The sequence below is a fragment of the Paenibacillus sp. cl6col genome (assembly GCF_900102125.1).
GTDB lineage: Bacteria > Bacillota > Bacilli > Paenibacillales > Paenibacillaceae > Paenibacillus_B > Paenibacillus_B suaedae.
In genome coordinates this window covers 355,787-373,243 of record NZ_FNAZ01000006.1, presented here as the reverse complement: position 1 = coordinate 373,243, position 17,457 = coordinate 355,787, and the positions used below count along the sequence as shown (strand labels likewise).

General features: G+C 44.2%; 20 protein-coding genes. All 20 read left to right on the top strand.

Annotation, left to right across the window (positions count from 1 at the left end; translation table 11 throughout):
* Positions 1-43 precede the first annotated feature (43 nt).
* Complete coding sequence (locus BLS15_RS17890; protein WP_021252420.1) at positions 44-598, top strand: FG-GAP repeat domain-containing protein; 555 nt, start codon at positions 44-46, stop codon at positions 596-598.
* Between the two features lie 3 nt (positions 599-601).
* On the top strand, positions 602-1,588 hold the full coding sequence (locus BLS15_RS17885; protein WP_021252419.1) for an LCP family protein: 987 nt from the start codon (positions 602-604) through the stop codon (positions 1,586-1,588).
* Between the two features lie 38 nt (positions 1,589-1,626).
* Positions 1,627-2,772, top strand: a complete 1,146-nt coding sequence (ftsW, locus tag BLS15_RS17880) for a putative lipid II flippase FtsW (protein ID WP_028532733.1) — start codon at positions 1,627-1,629, stop codon at positions 2,770-2,772.
* Between the two features lie 4 nt (positions 2,773-2,776).
* Positions 2,777-3,913, top strand: coding sequence for an FtsW/RodA/SpoVE family cell cycle protein (locus BLS15_RS17875; RefSeq protein ID WP_021252417.1), 1,137 nt, complete (start codon positions 2,777-2,779; stop codon positions 3,911-3,913).
* A 149-nt stretch (positions 3,914-4,062) separates the two neighbouring features.
* The gene (gene fabG, locus BLS15_RS17870; RefSeq protein ID WP_028532735.1) at positions 4,063-4,842 is read left to right on the top strand and encodes a 3-oxoacyl-ACP reductase FabG; all 780 of its coding nucleotides are present in this window, start codon (positions 4,063-4,065) and stop codon (positions 4,840-4,842) included.
* Between the two features lie 160 nt (positions 4,843-5,002).
* Complete coding sequence (locus BLS15_RS17865; protein WP_021252415.1) at positions 5,003-5,434, top strand: GNAT family N-acetyltransferase; 432 nt, start codon at positions 5,003-5,005, stop codon at positions 5,432-5,434.
* Positions 5,435-5,628: 194 nt separating this feature from the next.
* Positions 5,629-6,177, top strand: a complete 549-nt coding sequence (locus BLS15_RS17860; RefSeq protein ID WP_021252414.1) for a GNAT family N-acetyltransferase — start codon at positions 5,629-5,631, stop codon at positions 6,175-6,177.
* A 100-nt stretch (positions 6,178-6,277) separates the two neighbouring features.
* A complete protein-coding gene (locus BLS15_RS17855) occupies positions 6,278-7,336 on the top strand; it encodes a right-handed parallel beta-helix repeat-containing protein (RefSeq protein ID WP_021252413.1) in 1,059 nt (352 codons plus the stop codon).
* 196 nt (positions 7,337-7,532) lie between these two features.
* Entirely contained in the window at positions 7,533-8,336 is an 804-nt protein-coding gene (gene fadH, locus BLS15_RS17850; RefSeq protein ID WP_021252412.1) for a 2,4-dienoyl-CoA reductase, read from the top strand.
* A 236-nt stretch (positions 8,337-8,572) separates the two neighbouring features.
* Positions 8,573-9,181, top strand: coding sequence for a helix-turn-helix transcriptional regulator (locus BLS15_RS17845; protein ID WP_021252411.1), 609 nt, complete (start codon positions 8,573-8,575; stop codon positions 9,179-9,181).
* A gap of 144 nt (positions 9,182-9,325) precedes the next feature.
* Positions 9,326-9,529 carry a hypothetical protein gene (locus tag BLS15_RS17840; protein ID WP_021252410.1) on the top strand — a complete coding sequence of 68 codons (204 nt, stop codon included), beginning with the start codon at positions 9,326-9,328 and terminating at the stop codon, positions 9,527-9,529.
* A gap of 224 nt (positions 9,530-9,753) precedes the next feature.
* Complete coding sequence (locus tag BLS15_RS17835; protein WP_021252409.1) at positions 9,754-10,413, top strand: ATP-binding cassette domain-containing protein; 660 nt, start codon at positions 9,754-9,756, stop codon at positions 10,411-10,413.
* Positions 10,414-10,433: 20 nt separating this feature from the next.
* Positions 10,434-11,759: a hypothetical protein gene (locus tag BLS15_RS17830; RefSeq protein WP_021252408.1), complete on the top strand. Its 1,326-nt coding sequence runs from the start codon at positions 10,434-10,436 to the stop codon at positions 11,757-11,759.
* A complete protein-coding gene (locus tag BLS15_RS29070; RefSeq protein WP_021252407.1) occupies positions 11,747-11,914 on the top strand; it encodes a hypothetical protein in 168 nt (55 codons plus the stop codon). Before BLS15_RS17830 ends, BLS15_RS29070 begins: the two co-directional genes overlap by 13 nt.
* Positions 11,915-11,938: 24 nt before the next feature.
* Positions 11,939-12,619 (top strand): ABC transporter permease, encoded by a 681-nt coding sequence (locus BLS15_RS17825; RefSeq protein ID WP_021252406.1) that lies wholly within the window; start codon positions 11,939-11,941, stop codon positions 12,617-12,619.
* Complete coding sequence (locus BLS15_RS17820) at positions 12,619-13,527, top strand: ABC transporter ATP-binding protein (protein ID WP_028532737.1); 909 nt, start codon at positions 12,619-12,621, stop codon at positions 13,525-13,527. The genes BLS15_RS17825 and BLS15_RS17820 overlap by 1 nt, the downstream gene beginning before the upstream one ends.
* Before the next feature lie 148 nt (positions 13,528-13,675).
* Entirely contained in the window at positions 13,676-14,836 is a 1,161-nt protein-coding gene (locus BLS15_RS17815; RefSeq protein WP_021252404.1) for a DUF6348 family protein, read from the top strand.
* 133 nt (positions 14,837-14,969) lie between these two features.
* Positions 14,970-16,961: a S9 family peptidase gene (locus tag BLS15_RS17810; protein WP_090513084.1), complete on the top strand. Its 1,992-nt coding sequence runs from the start codon at positions 14,970-14,972 to the stop codon at positions 16,959-16,961.
* A gap of 161 nt (positions 16,962-17,122) precedes the next feature.
* Positions 17,123-17,296, top strand: a complete 174-nt coding sequence (locus BLS15_RS30040; RefSeq protein WP_327194865.1) for an Lrp/AsnC ligand binding domain-containing protein — start codon at positions 17,123-17,125, stop codon at positions 17,294-17,296.
* Positions 17,256-17,369 (top strand): hypothetical protein, encoded by a 114-nt coding sequence (locus BLS15_RS30035; RefSeq protein WP_231515129.1) that lies wholly within the window; start codon positions 17,256-17,258, stop codon positions 17,367-17,369. The genes BLS15_RS30040 and BLS15_RS30035 overlap by 41 nt, the downstream gene beginning before the upstream one ends.
* Positions 17,370-17,457 lie beyond the last annotated feature (88 nt).

The following is a 17,457-nucleotide window of genomic DNA, read 5'->3' as shown; positions in this document are numbered from 1 at the left end:
AGTACATGGAATACGGACAGGCAAGGAAAGTGGGCGTGAGCAAATGAAAAAACAGATTGTGCGGCAGGTATTGATTTGGGGTGTTCTTATCTGGACAGTTGGCTGTGGTGTTCCGGCAGCGCCAATCGACCTCATTCAGTCTCCGATACCCGCCAGTCATATCCATGAAGCTGCTGTTCGCCGAGCATTACCAGACGGTTCCCGATTATTAATCCCGAAGCATGGGGGAGGGAATACAGGAATATCGTACGGCGACTTTGATGGGGATGGCCACGATGAAGCAATTATCGTATACGAAGAGAATGTTCGTAATGAGAAAATGCGTAAAGCAGCCTTACTCAGATATGAGAATAAGCAGTGGAACATTGTCTGGAATACGAAGGGCTATGGATACGGACTGGATTATGCAGGTATGGCTGATGTCAACAAGGACGGCTTGCCGGAAATCATATTGGGTTGGACAATGGGTGGCGGAGAAAATGGACTGGATGTGTACACCTGGAGAGATAAAGATATAAAACTATGGGACAAAAAAACATACAGCGGGCTAATTGATATCCATGAAGAGGATCATTCTGGGAAGTCACAAGAGAAGTAGGGAATGAAAGAGAAAGGAGAAGCTATGAAAATCAAGAAAAAGTGGATCGTAATCTCGCTGTCATTCGTGTTCGTTCTGACAGTGGGATATGTACTGCGCAAGGAACTTGCCCTCCTGACTTTTGACATGTTCCTCTCGAATCAAGTGGAGAAGAAGCTGGAGGAGACATATAAGCCGATAACGATCAAAGACCCATTAGTGCATGACGAGCCATTTTCAGTTCTGCTTCTCGGCATCGATCAGCGGGATAAGGAGGTAGGACGATCCGATTCCATGATCTACTCCATCGTGAGGCGCAAGGAGAATCGGATCCTGTTAATATCCGTTCCACGCGATAGCTACACCGAGATTGTAGGTAAAAACAAGCAAGACAAAATCGCCCACGCTTATGCATTTGGCGGGGCGAAGATGAGCATCGACAGTGTCGAGCAGCTGCTTGAGCATCCCGTTACCCATTATGCAGCGATCAATTTCACCGGATTCAAGAACGTCGTGGATGCGTTAGGTGGAATTAAGTTACCGATAACAGAGGATATCGTAAATAAAAACTGGAATCATGACAAATTCAGAATTGAAGCGAACAAGCCAATCTATAACGGACTTGAGGCGCTCAACTTTGTACGCTACCGCGAGGATTCCGATATGAATCGCATGATGCGCAATCGGATCTTTTTGCAGGCGGTTGCAGAACGGGCGGTACAGCTTGATAAATTCAGCCATATTCCAGAAATACTCGATATCGCTGGCGATCACTTCTCAACAGATATTGCCCCTACTGATCTGATTGACCTAGCCAAGTCCATTTTCATGAAGGAAAGCATTCCACAGTTCAGTACCTATGCATTAGATGGGGAAGGTATGATGATGCATGATATATGGTATTACAAGTTGGACGAGAAGGATCTTGCGTATGCGCGTGAACTCATTTCGAACTGGCTTGATCCTGCTATTACAGCTGAACAATTGATGGAGCCAAAATCTAAGCATTAGTTTGCATTCTCTCCCGTGCAAGAACGGAGGCATACGAGATGGAACCTACAATCACAAGAGGACGACCTGATTTCCTCTTACTCCTTTCGGTCGTGCTGCTCGCATGTTTTGGAATGGCTATGATCTTTAGTGCTAGTTCCGCATTAAGCAGCTTGAAGCATGAGGATCCATGGTATTACACGTCGAGACAGGTCAAGTTCGCTTGCATTGGACTCCTTAGTATGTTCGTGATGATGAATATTCCAATACGTGTCTGGAAGAAGACTGCCCCCTATCTCGTGCTGCTATCAGTAGTGATGCTGATTGTCGTAATGGCAGCCGGAAGCAGTATGAATGGGGCGAGGAGATGGATTGTTGTGGGCGGATTTCAGTTTCAACCCGTGGAATTTACGAAGCTTGCCCTCATTATGTACATATCATCACTTATCAGTAACAAGGGAGAACGCATTCGAAGCTTCAAGAAAGGCCTGCTGCCTATTCTCATTGTCGTCAGCTTCATTTCCTTGCTCATTATGAAGCAGCCCGATTTCGGAGCAGTGCTTATGATGCTCTTCATCTGTCTTACCGTCATGATTGTGGGCGGTGTACATATGCGTCAACTAGCCGTATTATTTCTTGCAGCTCTCCCTGTCCTCTTCTTCTTGGCATTCAGTCAGAGCTATCGCTTGCAACGGATTGCTTCATTTATAAATCCGTATGATGACCAACAGGGTTCAGGCTATCAACTGATTCAATCCATATATGCATTAGCACATGGTGGTGTAACAGGAACCGGATTTGGTCACGGAATTCAGAAGCTGTTCTATTTACCTGAAGCGCATACGGATTTTATATTTGCGGTCATCGGAGAAGAATTCGGCTTTCTTGGCTCATGTCTGGTTGTATTCGTTTTCTTTGTCCTAGTTGTCAGAGGCTTCATGTCTGCGCTGAGGAGTGATGATCCATTTGCGATTATGCTAGGTACCGGAATCGTCAGTATGATCTTTATTCAGTTCATGCTTAACTTAGGAGCAGTGACCGGTCTACTTCCCATTACTGGAGTTCCGCTTCCCTTTGTCAGTTATGGAGGCTCCTCCTTAATTCTATGTATGGCAAGTACGGGCATTATTCTTAGCATTTCTCGTGATAATTATCGAAGACAGCAGCTGCAAGGCAGCGGTCGGAAAGGAATTCATAAGGAATAGACCTATGATCATATTTTTGCGTAAACTTAGTAAGGTTGACAAGCTGACTCTCGTTATCGTCGGATGTCTCGTAGCTATTGGTACGTTAGCCGTGTATGAGGCAACGATAAATACGAAGCTGCATGGCATTCATATTAACAATCTCATCTTGTTCGGCGTATTCTGTGTCCCGATGCTGATTCTAGCAACAATTGACTACAATATATTAGTTGGGAAGCTATCCTATGTATGGTATGGATTAGGTATTGTGCTGCTCTTGCTCGTCATGTTCAAGGGGGAGAATATTAATGGAGCAGTTCGCTGGGTTAGTATTGGAAGCTTCCAACTGCAGCCGTCAGAGATGATGAAGATTGCTACAGTATTGCTGGCGGCTCATCTGCTGCAGAAGCGGGGAGGGGATCAGCTTCGCTTCGTACAGGACATCCTGCCACTTGCCGCAGTATTTCTCTTGCCCACAGTAATCATCATGAAGCAGCCGGACTTAGGCACCGCACTCGTATTTATCGCCGTGATGATAAGTATGTTGTGGATGGGAAATGTGAAGGCGACTTACATGATCATTTGCCTCTCCGTGATCGCAATTGCGGTTGGAACGATCTGCTGGCTCTATTTCGTGGATCATGATTTGCTGGCCAAACTTGTAAAGCCGCATCAGATGTCGAGGATTCAGACCTTTCTTGATCCAACCAGCGACCCTGATAAGTCATGGCATGTGAAAAATGCAATGAGTGCCATAGGGACAGGCGGACTAAGCGGAAGTGAAGGATTTTACATGGATCGGGGCTTCATTCCGTATGCGTATTCGGATTCCATCTATGTTGTTATTGGGGAAAAGTACGGGTTTATCGGGTCTTCCATCTTGCTTCTGCTGTACTTCATGCTTATCTATCGAATTGTCCTCATTGCAAATATGAGCATGAACCTGGCTGGAGGCTATCTCGTAATTGGATTAGTAGGCATGATCGTCTTCCAGGTGTTCGTGAATATAGGCATGCACATCGGACTTGTCCCTCTAACCGGGCTATCATTGCCGTTCATTAGTTACGGTGGAAGCTCCTTGCTTACGAACATGCTTACGATTGGCTTGGTCATGAGTGTACATGTTCATCGGGATACCATCCCTCTGCAAATTACTGCATAAGAAGCAGGGCTCAAACTTCAGAGGATTTTATGAGCGTTCAAGCGTTTATAACTCAAGTTGTCTCCACAATTGGATATGTAGTACGATAATAAGGAATCTAAGTACTGGGATATTGTAGCACATATTACAGGGGATAGGAGCGCTTTTACATGCTGACGCCACTGAAGGATAAGACGGTCGTTGTGACTGGAGCAAGCAAAGGAATCGGTAAAGGAATTGCGAGAACATTCGCCGCAAAGGGTGCGAAAGTCGCAGTTGTCGCACGCAGCCTGACGAAAGCGGAGGAAACCGCAACTGAAATCCGAGAGAACGGAGGCGTTGCTCATGCCTTCGAAGGCAATGTCGCCGATTTGGAATCGATGAAGAGCGTTGCGAGCGAAACGGCAAGTACTTTCGGGGGGATTGACGTGCTTTGTGCCAATGCTGGTATTTTTCCGAATGCAACGATTGAGGAGATGACCGGAGAGCATTGGGATCAGGTGATGAACACGAATGCACGCGGGACGCTGTTTTCCCTTCAAGCCTGCCTGCCTTTTTTGAAGAAAGCGGAGTATGGCCGGATTATTGTTACCTCTTCCATTACGGGACCGGCCACCGGTTATGTCGGATGGTCGCACTACGGCGCGAGCAAAGCCGCTCAGCTTGGATTCATGCGCAGTGCGGCGCTCGAGCTAGCGCGTTACAATATTACAATTAACGCTGTCATGCCTGGTAACATCATGACGGAAGGCTTGGAAGGTCTTGGGGATCATTATCTGAACACGATGACAGCGTCCGTTCCGCTCAAGCGGCTTGGAAGCGTCGAAGATATCGCCTACGCCGCTCTTTTTTTGGCTTCGAGGGAGGCAGGTTATATTACGGGCCAAACCATCATCGTTGATGGCGGTCAGCTTCTTCCAGAGAGTCTGGAAGCGATGGGGCAGAACTGATACATAAAATGATTGAAAACAGGCAGGTTCTTTTGTAATAACCGATTAGAACGGCAAAGGGAGAATATGATGATGTCTTACATGGATTGGAGCTGTGTAATTAAGATCGTTAATAAATCGTATGAAAGGAGCGTGATGAAAAAATAGGAGGATTGTTATTATGAAAAACAGAAAAGCAACAGTAAATGATCATGAGCTCATTTTGAATTTGTGGGATAGATCCGTAACCGCTACCCATCATTTTTTGAAACTTGAAGATAAGCTGGAAATTCGTAAAGAAATCCCTTTGTATTTTCCTCATCTTGATGTGCGTCTTTGGTTTGTTGAAGGCTCTTTCGTCGGCTTTTCGGGTACCAATGAGAATCATTTGGAGATGTTGTTTTTAGATCCCGACGAGTTCGGAAAAGGGTACGGAACACAAATCATTCAATTGCTTATCAAGGAGTTTGGGGTAAATTCAGTTGATGTCAATACAGATAATGAGCGTGCAAAAATGTATTATCTGAAAAATGGATTCTCGATCGTAGACGAATCGCAAACGGATAGTAGCGGACGCCCTTATCCGATCTTGCATTTGAAGCTGTCAAAATAGTATGACGAGGTAATCATTTGGCGGAGAATACGCAAGTACTCCATTTAAGAAGCGATAGGAAATAGATTTTATAAAAGGATGAGTCCAGAAAGGGTCATTTCCCTAGCTTAAAGACTCATCCTTGTTTGTTTTGTTTAGAAAGTACGCTTGGTTCTAGCTTTCCGGTAACCTGGTTTCAAGGAGGATTATATGAAATGATAATAGATGATAGAGAATTCAACGTCAACGGTCTTAGTTATACGATTCGATCTGCGGTGAACAGCGACGCGACAGCGTTATCTATAGTAAGAATGCAAATTGACGGGGAGACCGAAAATATGGATCGCGAACAAGGAGAGGCCTTCATCGATGTCAGCGGATTCGAACAGATAATCAAATCGGACTCCGAGAGCTCAAGAAATTTGTTTCTCGTTGCTGTTATGCAGAATCGTATCGTCGGATTTTCGAGATGCGCGGGAACTTATTTGAAACGATTCTCACATAAAGTTGAATTTGGAGTATGTGTATTGAAAGAATATTGGGGATACGGCATTGGCAAAAACCTGATGCAGCAGTCGATTGCATGGGCAGAAGCCAACGGGATTAAGAAAATTACGTTGAATGTGCTGGAAACGAATGAAAGTGCGATTCGCCTTTACAAAAAGCTTGGCTTTGAGGTAGAAGGAATTTTAAAAAAGGATAAGCTCTTGTCAGACGGTCATTATTATAACACGATCGTAATGGCACGATTTTCAGCTGAATAACATCCACGATAGCTATAACTGCTGCAATTGTAAATTGTATCGTATGAACCCTCTGTCAGAAAAGTATATTTAAGTATCAATACGATGAGGAGGAATGGGGATGCGAATAGCTGATCTGTGTACGTTGCGATCACAACGAGGATGGATGTATGGTCTGATTTTGTTACTAGTAATTAGCTCAGTACCAACCCAAGCTTTTGCTTGGAGCAGTAGTGCTGGGGAACCATTATCAGCAAGCATCAGAATTGATGTGAAGGAGATAACTTGCAATACGGCATCCTGTTTATCCAAGGCATTGAAGAGTGTTAGTCCAGGGAGCTCTATCGTGCTTGCGCCGGGAACATATACGGGTAGTTTTTCCTCAGACATTAATGGATCATCTGGCCAGCCTATTGTAATTCGCAGTGCTGATTCTGGCAATCCTGCTGTACTATCCGGAACTTCAACCTCATCGGGATATGCCCTACGGGTACGAGGCGATTATTGGGAGATACGCAATCTCAAATTTACGAATGCACAGAAGGGTATCATCCTGGATCATTCCAATTATTCGCTCATCAGCGATGTAGAAGTGTACAATACAGGCATGGAGGGTGTGCATTTCCGAGATGGCAGCTCATACAACACGATACAGAACTCAAGCATCCATCACACAGGAAGAACGTCTCCTGGATATGGGGAAGGTGTATACGTGGGTTCTGCTGAAGGGGCTGGCTACAATCAAGAGACGCACTACAACACCATACGCAATGTTGGATTCGGCCCTCATGTCACTGCTGAACATGTTGATATTAAGGAAAGAACAATCGGAACTATTGTGGAAAATTGCACATTTTACGGCGAGGGAATCAGTGGGGCGAACTATGCGGACAGCTTTATCGATGTGAAGGGCAATGATGCCATCATACGCAATAATGTGGGATATCAGGGCAACAACAATGTGATCGTAGATGCTTTCCAGCTCCATGAGGTTGTAACCGGATGGGGAATCAACAATCAATTCATGAATAACACCGTGTACATGGATAATGCAGATGCCTACGTCATTGCTGCATATAATCATTCAAGTGCTCAAGCAGCCAATACGGTTCGATCCCCCGCTGGGAATATGTATAGAGGCAATATAACTGTACATGTAACCGATGTTCAAATGAAATAAGTGGGAGAGCGTTTACAGATATAAATACGTGTGGTATGGTAAATGTAAAATTATGTATTGTATTCGCTTGCATAATATCAACAAGGTGACGATCGGATAGGATTGCGAACTCCCTAGTGTGATGCCTCATTTCCGATCTGCTCAGAATGGAAGCAGAAACCTGTGTGCGATGAAGCAAATAAGGGGGAACGCAGAAATGGAGCAAGATCTTTTGCAGGGTAAAGTGGCTATAATTACGGGAGGATCATCCGGGATGGGGAAGGATATGGCATTCTACTTTGCTCGTCTTGGAGCTTCAGTCATGATTTGTGGTAGGAGCATGGAACGATTGCGTCCAGTCGTAGAAGAAATCACATCGCATGGAGGAAAGGCAAAGGCATATGAGTGCGATGTACGTGATCCCGAAACGGTGCAAGCCATGGTGCATGAAACGGTACAGACATGGGGCGGCATTGACATTCTCGTGAATAATGCGGCAGGCAATTTCGTGTGCAGGGCCGAGGATTTGACCGTGAATGGCTGGAACGCAGTGGAGAATATCGTACTTAACGGAACATGGTACTGCAGTCAGGCAGTTGGAAAACAAATGATTGCGGCTGGTAATGGAGGCGCGATTCTTAATATTGTTGCCAGTTATGCTTGGACAGGAGGTCCAGGAGTCGTGCATTCCGCTTCCGCGAAGGCTGGAGTTATTGCCATGTCGCGCACGCTTGCTTCAGAATGGGGGAAATACGGAATCCGCATCAACTGTCTCGCACCAGGCCCGATTGAAGGAACCGGCGGAATTGAGAAGCTGATGGCCAATGAGCAAATGAAGGAAGCGGTAATTGATAACGTTGCACTGAAGCGATTAGGGACGAAAGAGGAAATTTCTTCTGTCGCAGCTTTCTTGGTCTCCCGCTACTCTTCCTTCATTACGGGTGACGTGATTACCGTGGACGGCGGTAGCTGGCTGGATAAAGGCTTTCTTCACCAGTGGGAACGTACTGGAGCAATGTAAGACAGCATACCGTTCTGATGATGAGTATTACGAGGACATAATTAAAACGACTTCTTTATGAGGAAGTCGTTTTAATTATGCATGACAGGAAACGATAAATCGGAAATGATACAAATTGTACAGCGAGATATTGTTGACAGAAGAAGGATAGTGGACTACCATATCTATGGAGATATTTTCCTAATATAGCACTATATGTGTTTACATTCATAGGATATAAGGAGGTTGCAATTATAGTGGATGTTTGTAAAGTGTTAATTGTTTGCGATCACCCTTTAAAAGCATCTGCATTAAAAGAAATTGTGGAAGGAGTCAGTCTTACAGAGGCAAAGTTATTGGAGGATCTTGATAAATCGGCATTTGACCAATTGCCAAATGTCAATATAGATGTGGCGCTAGTGGCTATGGAAGAATTCGATAATCAATTGGACATCATTTCGACCATAAATAAAACTCTACCCACATCGAAAATCGTTGTACTTTCAGATCATATCTCATTTTATCACATGTCAGAGCTGGGTTTAAGCGGTATTCTTCCTAGGAAATCGAAAAAGAATCAGATTACCAGAATGATAAGTACAGTTATGCATGGGGAAACGATTGTCCCCATCTCCAGCATAACCCAACTATACTCTCCCAATGACCGCATGACAGCACTGACCGTGCATGAACAACGTATCTTGTCTTTTGTCCTCCGCAAATTTACGAATATGCAAATTGCAAAACAGCTTTTTGTAAGTACCAGAACCGTCGAGAATTACTTGAGGCGAATCTATGAAAAGCTGGGCGTCCGTTCAAGAGGGGAATGTATTGAGATGATGAAGAGTAGAAACATTCATCAGTAAAAGTTGTAATACCGAAGAGACTGTTGCGGGATACCGAAGCAAAAAATTCGTTTTCCACCTAATTCCATTTTCGGGATAGTAACCCTTATATTTGAGGTAGGCAGCAAATATAGGTTGAAACTATGAAAATGGAGGGATTTTTAAATGGGTGCTCTGGTTAGAAGAATTGCTCGGTTTTTGATTGATAGATGGAATGGTCTCAGCAGTTGGGCGAAGAAAGCAATTGAGTACATTGCAGGATCGGCGATCGTTGAGGCAATTATGAACGGATTCGATGCTCTGGTGAACTACTTGTCCGGTTTCGGCCAGTCCGTGTTGGAAGCTATTGCACGCATTTTGGGGCTGTAATAAAGAAATCGCTTAGCACGCTACGATTCGCACCAATCATCGCCGGTTCAAGAAAAGAAGAGGCGTCATCGATACTTGTTCATCATCACATGCTAAGCGGGTATGCCGCAGAAGGAATAACTTGCCGGTTGCTTCCTTTTGCCTGGTATTGAAATCCGATTTGCCGACAACCTATATTTGCTGCCGTCACCACATATTACATTATATTGAGGAAGAATTCAAATATGCCACATTCTACTTTAGAAGTTTCTAATTTATCCAAGGCATTTCAAAAGCAATCGTTATTCGAAAACGTAAACCTTCAAATCCACTCGGGAGAAATTTGCGCTCTCGTCGGCAAGAATGGGATGGGGAAGACCATATTTTTAAAATGCATATTAGGTTATGAACCGTTCGATGACGGAGAAGTTACGATTGCCGGTCACCATTTGAACAATCGTGAACAGATTAGGCTGCACTCCGCCTATATCCCGTCTGACGGTCATGACCTATGCGACTTGCTGACTCCCCTGGAATATTATCGATTCATAATCGCTGTTTATCAGTTGCCAGAAAAAGAAACGCTGCTTTACGCCAGTGAGCTTTCTGTACAGTTAGGAATAGAATCCCATCTTGAACGGTTAATGAAGGAATTGTCTTTTGGAACGAAAAAGAAAGCCCTGCTTCTAGGCGCGTTATTATATGATCCTGCATTATTGATATGTGATGAGATATTTGAGGGACTTGATCAATCTTCAGTGGAAGCCGTGATCAGTCTATTTCAAGAACGTGCTAGGAATAATAGGTCTGTATTATTTACGACTCATTTGCAAGACTTGCTCGAAGCAGTATCTACAGTTGTGTACCGGATAGAGAACAATCAGATTATGCAGATAGCCAAATAGCGAGTGAGGACAGAGACGTTATGTTAATGAAGGAATATCGGCAGCTTTATTCGAGAATACTTGGGTATTCGTTTTCGTGGGCGCTGTCGATTATCAGCGCTCTAATTGCAGGTGGATTGGCGTTCGTAGCCTTATTGTATGTAACAGATACAGAGCTTGTTTTGAAATCCATTCCTTCCATACTTTTCTTTTTGCACGTCATTGCAATTTTTATGGAAGACCCGAAAAAAGGGAACATGGGCCACTTGTTTTCGTTTCTAAAGACGACACCTCTAAGAAAAGCACTTATTATTAGGATGAATTATGTATGCAAAGTTTTAAATCTTGATCAAATGCTGTTATATGCAGTTTTCATTCTTGTTTTTCTTTTGTGCCAGGTTGCGTGGGTAGACGTGCTGATTTTGTTTACAAGGCTGTTCATCATGCTCTTTATAGCTCAGACGATTGAGTATGTTTACATATTTTATAAAGAAAAATTTCTTTATCATTTTGCGTTTCCGGTTCTTTTGCTGGTTATCAGCTTACTCGTCAGCAATGCAAAACAACTTCAGTATCACATACAGGTGATTTTCATCCATTATTTCGATATAATAATAATATCTGGATTTGTGTTGACCGCCATCATTTGCCCCATCATTGTGTCCAAATTGCTAGTAGCTCAAAAAAAGTCTGTCCCCGCTGCCGTAATTCGGTTAAGCCGTTCAATGTCTAAGCTCTCCCACATCTATGTCATGCCTTCGCAATGGAAATCGCTTATGGGATATCAATTATTGGCTTACGTACGAAATATTCAAATTTTATCGAAGTATGCTCTTATCGCATCATTGACCGTAGCATATTCTACGTTTAGCTATATGCTGCGAGAGGACACGAACAGCTCGATAAACTTCATGGTAATGGCCTATATTATGAGTATTTACTTCTTCAGTGAGATTCGATTGAATTTTCTACTTGAAAAGCACTCGCTGCTGCGTTTTTTTCCGGTTTCCACATTTGTGGAAAGAAGGATCGTACAGAGCTGCGGGCTGCTGTTTGTCTGTTTATTCGGATCAATCGGCTTCATTTACAGATACATGCTTATGGACATTTCAATCATTGTATTGGCAAAAAGCCTTCTTTACTTAAATTTCTGCTATTTGATCGGCACCCGATTCCGTATTGCAAGTCCCCCTATTTCAAAAGTACATAGGTTGAAACTAGTTGCGTTATACAGTGCATTATGCCTGTTAGCGTTAGTTCTCATTTACAACTTTCATATAATCATTGACGTGTTCATTATTATTGCATTTGGATGGCAGGCAAACAGAAAAAGAAATAAAAGGGAGGAGATAACATGGCGCATCTAATTATACTTATCGGCCTTATTGGTTACATCGTGTTTCGCTCAAGCACGCCTTATCAGTATATTTTTGTCGTTATTATGATCGTTGGCTTGGTTATGGCGTTCATGGGGAACAGAAAAAAGAAAGGCGCAGATCAGGTTGAGCATCATGACAAATAAAGAAAAGGGGGCGGCCTGACCGGCATGTACGCAATTGCAAAGAGGGAATTTTTGACGCTATTCAAAAGCTTTAAATCTGTTGCGATAGTGCTATTGTTTTGTGTCGTTGCTTTCTCAATATCGAATTTCGTGAAAAATAATCCAGGTTTGATGTTCGGAGAGGAATCAAATCCCTATGTATCAGGTATTCGTTTCCTTGTAACGGGGCTTGGTTTTTTATTTGTCTTAACCCTTTCCCACGATACGATTAATCGGGAAGTGGAGAGCCAAACCATTCGATTTGTCGTGACTAAAGTACCGAAGACATCCATCGTTTTCGGGAAATATCTCGGCATTTTATTGTTTTGGGCAGTATGTCTGGCCTGTTCATTCATAGTCATTTTCCTAAGTATCGGGCAGCTTTATGTTTTAGAATATATTCGACTAATCGTGTTTATTTCATTTGCCGTCGGAGTGAACATGCTGTTATCCACAATCATTCCCAAAGGTAGTTATTCGATTTTCGCGAGTTTGCTGTGTGGATTACTGTTACCAGCCGCTGGAATGTGGAGCGTTTTTACGGAAAATCAAGCATCTCAGCTCGTTAAATATGCAACTCCTTATTTTTATCTCATTGAATCGAACTGGAAGTCCTATTTTCCGTTCGTGATTTCCATCCTGTTTGTATATGTGTCCATTTTCATTTTCAGGAGGAAGGACTTATAATGAATGCGCTCGAGGTACATGGTCTGAAAAAGAAATATAAAGATACATATGTCGTTAAGGGGGTTACATTTGAAGTAAAGCGTGGGGAATTGTTCGGATTTCTTGGCAAAAACGGAGCGGGGAAGTCAACGACTATCAATATGCTGACCGGTATTGTTCGTCCGACGGAAGGCAGTATTCATATACTGGGGGAGAATCATGCCCGGATTAACGAAATCAAAAGCAAGATTGGCGTTATGCCGGATGCGGCTAATTATTATTATGACATGACCGCACTTGGGCACCTGATTTATTTTTCTGAATTGAAACGAACAAAATTGAAACGGGATGAACTCGTTGAGCTCTTGGGAAGCGTGGGTTTGCGAGGACATGAAGAAAGCAAGGTAAGAGGGTTTTCGTTTGGCATGAAAAAAAAGCTCGGTATAGCGCAAGCGTTACTCGGCGACCCGGAACTTATTTTCCTTGATGAACCTACTTCTGGACTAGATCCCGAATCGGCAGTCGATATTCAGCAAATCATTCGAAACCTTCATATCCAAGGCAAGACGATTTTTTTAACCTCCCATAATCTCCACGAAGTGGAGATGTTATGCAGTAGAATCGCCATTATGGAACGGGGCGTCATTACCAAATACGGCACGATGGAAGACTTAAGAAAGGAATATCAGCAGCATATCGAATTATTCTGCAAAATCAGTCCTTTGTCTTCCGAGCAGGGGGAAAATATAAAAAAGCAACTCATCGATATCGCAGAGAACCTCGCTGTTTCAGAAAGGGAAATCACTTGCACAATCACTGATGAGGAAGCCATCCCTGATATCGTGCAAACGTTGGTGGACAACAAAGTGCGTCTTTATAAATTGGAGCCGAAGCAAGTTACGCTAGAGGATATTTTCTTTGAAAAATAGTTGCAGCAAAAAATTAAACAGGTGAAACGGATAGAGGCAGCATCAGCGATGCTGCTGTTTTCTTTTTGTGTGTCACTCGACAGCCCTGAAATATGGTATCCTTTGATAAAGCATATGAGCAAGCAGACATAAAGGGAGGAGCTGCAAGATGACGAGAGAACAAGAAATCGCGCTGGATTGGGAAGAAGAAAAAATTGATGACCCCGCACATTTTTTGCTTCATCAAGGGATGAGAGGAATTTTTGAGGCTGAGGAAATGATAGAAGGGGACTGTATCATCATCCCGAAATGGGAACTTACAATACGTCCTCATGTGGCGAAGTGGACGGATCAGACCGTCATGCTACAGTTTCAAGTGAGTTCACCGAAATGGGATCGCGATATTTTCGAAACGACGGCGGGCATCGGCAGTAATCTAAAAAATGCATTCGGTACCGCAATAGGCGGCTTTGCCTTCTCCCTCATGGAAGGAATCGCCTCCATGGAGCAGGACAGAAATCCTGAGACGCTGCATACGACTTACGGAGACACCGTGCATCACTGGAAGGCGTATAAGAGCAATATCGTCGGCCTGGGAGAATCATCACCTGAGATGGAAGAATCCCCATATTGGGAAATGCTTAAGGACGAAATCGCAAAGAGAATCGGCGATCAGAAGCTGTGCTATATCAAAATCTATGCCGCAAAGCACGGAGATGACATTACTGGTGAATGCCGCATAAATGATATTTCGAGCCCGGAACTGGGGCAAATGGTAGCGGATATCGCAAACAATTGGCAGGTGGAAGGCTTTGCATCTCAGAAGCAGTTTATTTTCTTACAGCAGTCGGAGGACACATATACACCGTATCCATATCAGCCGGAGCAAATTGAGGATGCCACGCATACAGCGGTACGCCTCTTCATGGAGTGCGATACGCAGGAGAAGTACGACAGTTTCCCGGATTTATTGGCTGAGAGATTGCAGGATGCTGATTTAGCCCAAGAGCTATACGCCTTTTTGCCTGAGATCTGTGCAGAGCATGCTTTTGATACGCTTACTTACAACGAAGAGATGCTTTTGTATAGGGGAGATGAATCCTTCCGTGTGTATCGGACTCAATTTGCCAGCTATTTTATGATTTCTGCTGCATTGTTTGAGGGCTTCCGTACAGGAGAATTTGATGATGACATATACAAGCAATATATAAGTGTCAGCTCTATTTACAACGTAATTTGCCAAGCGAAGGAGCAGGGAGCGGACTTGGTGAAGGATGGCGGCGTCTTGACGCTTTCTTACGGAATGTCGGAGCAATATCGATTTAGTTGAGGAAAGAGAGACACGTCGAGTTTATTAGCCTGTTGCGAGATTGGGAGCAATAGGCGGAAGTTAGCTCGAATGCACTTGTCTTTTTCCGGAAAAGAATGCCATACTATGTATATCAATCATGGGAGGTGTTGCAATGGAACGTCGTACCATCACAGCAGAAGATTTGTACCAGTTCGTCTGGTTGTCTGATCCGGATGTCAATCCTACAGACGGAACGATTGCTTATGTAGCGAAGCAGGTCAATGAAGAGAAGAGCGGTTATCGCTCGCGCATACATATCTCGTCAGCAGATGGAACGAAGAGCAAGGTATTTACCCATGGAGAGCAGGATAGCGCTCCGGTCTGGTCGCCGGATGGCCAGAAGCTGGCCTTTCTTCGCAAGAAGGATAAGCACCAGCAGATATGGACAATGGCAGCTGATGGCGGCGAAGCAGAGGCGATTACAAGCGCGGAGTTCGGAGTAAGCGCATTCTCATGGTCGCCGGATGGTTCCCGACTGTTGTACACAGCGAGTATCGATTCTTCCAAGAAAGAAGAGAAGGAGCAGCTTGCGGACGACAGTCAGAAGTCAGCCAAGCAGGTGATCGTAGTTGATCGGTTAAGATGCAAGGCAGATGGAAGAGGCTTGCTGGACGACAAGCGCACTCATTTATTTGTTCATCATATCGAAACAGGCCAATCCGTTCAATTGACTTCCGGAGATTATGATGTCCATGATTCCGTATGGTCACCAGACGGGAAGGAAGTGGCCTTTTCTACGAATCGTGTTGAGGATAAAGAAGTTGACCCTGATCTGGTTCTTAGTCAATTCATTTATATCATAAACTGTGAGGATAGAGTGTGCCGCCGTATAACGGAATCTGGTCTCGTCATCGGGAAGCTTGCATTCTCGCCGGACGGCCAATCGATTGCATTCTATGGACATGACCGACAATACGAGAACGCCACCCTGCTTAAGGTATACACCGTACCAGCAGCAGGAGGAGCACCTGAATGCGTTACTGCCGACCTTGATCTGTACGTAGGCAATGCAGCAGTTACCGATATGAAGGGTCTTGGATCCTCGCCACTCGTCTTTACATCAGATGGTTCTGCTGTATACTCGCTTGTCTCAGCTGAAGGCAATGTACAGCTCGCACGGATCTCGTTAGAAGGTAGCTGTGAATATGTAACGGTCGGTGATCGGGAGATAACTCAATTTACGATCACGAAGGACGGAGAGCAGATTGTATTCATTTCGGCTGATAGGCTGCAGCCTGGAGAGCTATTCATCAAGAATTTGGGCACAGGGCAAGAACAGCTGATTGAAGCCCCGAACGAACGTTTACTAGCGGAACTGACGCTAAGCCAGCCGGAATCGTTCTGGTTCCAGACAACCGATGGTTGGAAGGTGCAAGCTTGGATCATGAAGCCACCAGCAATGTCAGCAGGCGATAAGGTACCGACAATTGTTGAAATTCATGGCGGCCCGCATACGATGTATGCGAATTCCTTCATGCATGAGTTCCAACTACTTGCCGCTCAAGGTTATGCGGTTCTCTATTCAAATCCGCGCGGGAGCCTCGGTTATGGCCAGAAGTTCGTGGATGCTTGCCGTGGGGATTATGGCGGGAAGGACTACGAGGACATTATGGAATCCGTTGATCAGGCGATTGCCCGCTACGACTTCATCGATGAAGATAGACTTGGCGTTACGGGCGGCAGCTATGGCGGATTCATGACGAACTGGGTTGTCGGCCATACGAATCGTTTCAAGGGAGCTGTTACACAGCGTTCGATCTCGAACTGGTTCTCATTCTATGGGGTTAGCGATATCGGTTATTTCTTTACCGAGTATCAGATCTGTGCACAGCCATGGGAAGACCCGGAGAAGCTCTGGAAGCATTCACCGCTCGCCTATGTGGACAATGTGCAGACACCGCTCCTTATTTTGCACGGAGAGCAGGATTTGCGCTGTCCAATCGAGCAGGCTGAGCAGCTATATGTGGCCTTGAAGCGTCTGGGCAAGACAACGCAGCTCGTGCGATTCCCTGATGCGAATCATGATCTATCGCGCAACGGGCACCCAGAGCTTCGTGTAGAGCGTCTGAACCGGATTGTTGGCTGGATGAAGCAATATGTGTAGGTCTCGATAGACCTCTAGCAATCATTAAATCCGAATAGGAATTGGATAAGAACAGATTGGAAAGAATGTGCTTTCCAATCTGTTCTTTTTTATATGAACCTTTTCAACTAAAATGTTAAGCTACATTGCCAACTTATATCTGATTCAATTAATAAATTTAGATGAATAAACAGTCTAGCATTAAAATTTATGTATTTATGGTTAGGCAAGCAGTTGTCGCGTGCGAGCCTGTACTCGAATGTCATCATGTAGCCGGCCAATACGACTACTTAGTTAAAGGTACTCGTTGCAGATATGCAGGAATTGGAATATTTCATATCTCATACGCTGAGTAATATGATCGGTGTTCAAAGCAGTAATTCGATTATTTCCCTTTCTTCTCTGAAAGAAAATAAAGTTGTAGACTGACGATACTTCATTAAGCTATACCAGCAGGATAGTCCAAAGTTTTCGCGAATACCCTACATAAGGAATTATTTACGAAGTTCGTGAATAA